General features: G+C 65.2%; 3 protein-coding genes. All 3 read left to right on the top strand.

Annotated features, from left to right (window positions below):
• A partial coding sequence (locus tag AC1DSN_RS21320; protein WP_477332733.1) for a cytosine deaminase occupies positions 1–812 on the top strand: 812 nt, incomplete at its 5' end.
• Between the two features lie 148 nt (positions 813–960).
• The gene (locus AC1DSN_RS21315; RefSeq protein ID WP_213949396.1) at positions 961–1,407 is read left to right on the top strand and encodes an RcnB family protein; all 447 of its coding nucleotides are present in this window, start codon (positions 961–963) and stop codon (positions 1,405–1,407) included.
• A 21-nt stretch (positions 1,408–1,428) separates the two neighbouring features.
• Positions 1,429–1,839: an RcnB family protein gene (locus tag AC1DSN_RS21310; RefSeq protein WP_477298908.1), complete on the top strand. Its 411-nt coding sequence runs from the start codon at positions 1,429–1,431 to the stop codon at positions 1,837–1,839.
• Positions 1,840–2,497: the final 658 nt, after the last annotated feature.

The following is a 2,497-nucleotide window of genomic DNA, read 5'->3' as shown; positions in this document are numbered from 1 at the left end:
CCGCGAAGGCCAACCTCATCCRCGCGCTGGACATGGGCGTGGACGTGGTCGGTGGCATTCCGCACTTCGAGCGGACGATGGCCGATGGCGCGACGTCGATCCGCTGGCTCTGCGAGTTAGCCGCCGAGCGGGGCCTGCGAATGGACATGCACTGCGACGAATCCGACGATCCCCTGTCCCGGCATATCGAGACGCTCGCCGCCGAAACGATCCGTAGCGGCCTGCAGGGTCGTGTCACCGGCTCGCATCTCACGTCCATGCATTCGATGGACAACTACTACGTCTCCAAGCTGCTGCCGCTGATCGCCGAAGCAGGTGTGCATGCCATCGCCAACCCCCTGATCAACATCACCTTGCAGGGCCGGCACGACATGTATCCGAAGCGCCGTGGCATGACCCGGGTGCCCGAGCTGATGGCCGCTGGGGTCAATGTCGCCTTCGGCCACGACTGCGTGATGGACCCCTGGTATGGCCTGGGCTCGGGCGACATGCTCGAGGTCGCACACATGGGGCTGCACGTGGCGCAGATGACGTCGACCACCGGCGTGGCGCAGTGCTTCGACGCTGTCACCACCAATGCGGCGCGGGTCCTCGGCCTGGAAAGGTACGGGATTGCACCGGGTCATCGCGCGGACTTCGTCCTGCTCCAGGCGGGCGACACCTACGAAGCCATCCGCCTCAAGGCGACCCGGCTGATGGTCGTTCGCGGCGGAAAAATCATTGCCCGCACGCCTGAACGGCGAACGTCGTTAAATCTTGCGGAACGCGCGCCAGAGCTCACTCTCGAGTTCCGTCCGGGATCGATTTCCTGAACGCGGCGGTTCAACAGCTGTCGCGTCTATGAATGCTTTCGCGAAACTTTCGATTCGTAGGACTTCGCGTTCAGGAAAGTCTGCCTATCTTCCAATCGTCGATCAGCCGTAGCGACTTGCGGCGTGATGATCGTCCTGGAGAGATGCGATGAGAATGATGCTGCGTACCGCGTTTGCCGCCCTTGCCCTGGTCGCCACGACAGCGGCGTTTGCCGACGATCATCGCGACCACGACGGCGACCGTGATCGCCACGGCCACGACCGCGGCCATGATCGCGGACACGACGACCGCGGCCGGCACGATGATCGCCGCTGGCACGATGATCGTGGCTGGCAGGGCCGTCGCGAGCCGCCACGTTACTACGGGCACGGCTACTACAACGGTCCGGCCTACTATCATCGCCCGCCCCCGCCGCGTTACTACGGGCACTGGGAGCGCGGCCATCGCTACTACGGCGGTAACACGGTGGTGTACGACTACGGCAGCTACCGCCTGCGCCCGCCGCCGCGCGGCTACCACTGGGTCCGCGAGAACAACGACTTTCTGCTTGTCGCCGTGGCGACCGGCATCATCTTCGACATTGCCACACGCTAATTCGGGAGCATCCGCATGAAACTGCTTAGCAAGATCGCGCTTACCGTCGCCGCCTCGGCCGTCATCGCCCCGGCGTTCGCCTTCAGCCCGGCCCCTTTCCAGCCGGCAGGCATCCAGCAGTACCACGACGACCATGGCAACGATCAGCGTGACGATCACCGCGATGACCATCGTGACGACCACCGCGACAATCGCCGTGACGACCATCGCGACGACCATCGGGACTACCGCGCCAATAACTGGCATCCGGGCCCGGGCGGCCATTGGGAGCGTGGCCACCGTTATGACGGCCGCGTCATCGTGGTCAACGATTACCGCGAGCGCCACCTGCGCGAACCGCCACGCGGCTACCGCTGGCAGCGCGCCGACAACAACGACTTCCTTCTCGTCGCTGTTGCCACGGGTGTGATCGCGGACATCATTTCCCAATAACACCGCACCACCAGGCCGGGCCCCGCATCGCGGGGCCCGGCCTTTTTTGTGGTTCCTCGCGGAATGCCGGGGAGACTGAAGGGGTGCGGTTCACTCGCTTTGCGAGTGCGTGTGTTTAGCGGCTCGCGCCGCCGCTTGCGTGGGGGCTGAGGCGCAGAGCCTTCGGTGCCCACCCTCGCGGCTCAGACACGTCCTCCGCGTTTCGTACCGGAAAGGCCGCTGCGCGGCCCATGTACCTGATTTGGCCTACGGCCGCTCCACTTGTGCGGAACTCGCCTCGAGGGTGGGCACCGAAGGCTCTCCCGGACCCTGAGGTTCGCGTGGGTCGAGCCAAAGCGCGCGGCCGCATCGTCGGCAAGCACGCAGGCACGCCGGCGCAGGCACAGTCGCGGGGAAGGTGTTCGGCAACCGGGTACCAGCAACGGCTTCCGCATCGGCCCAGTGTTCCGGTAGCGGCCGTGACCGACGACGGCACCACGCCAACAGCTCTCCTTCCACTCAACCGTATCGTCGTGAAAGACCTTGGTGTCCACCCTCGAGGCGAGTTCCGCACAAGTGGAGCGGCCGTAGGCCAATAAGAACAGGGGCCGCGGAGCGGCCTTTCCTTCTCGAACGCGGAGGACGTGTCTGAGCCGCGAGGGTGGGCACCAAGGTCTCC

Source organism: Luteibacter sp. P4_D7_3 (assembly GCF_056401735.1).
This window is presented reverse-complemented; position numbering and strand designations above follow the sequence as displayed.

What these genes read in the sequence shown, in the direction of transcription:
- AC1DSN_RS21315 (WP_213949396.1), top strand. Translation starts at nt 961, where the DNA reads ATGAGAATGATGCTGCGTACCGCGTTTGCCGCCCTTGCCCTGGTCGCC.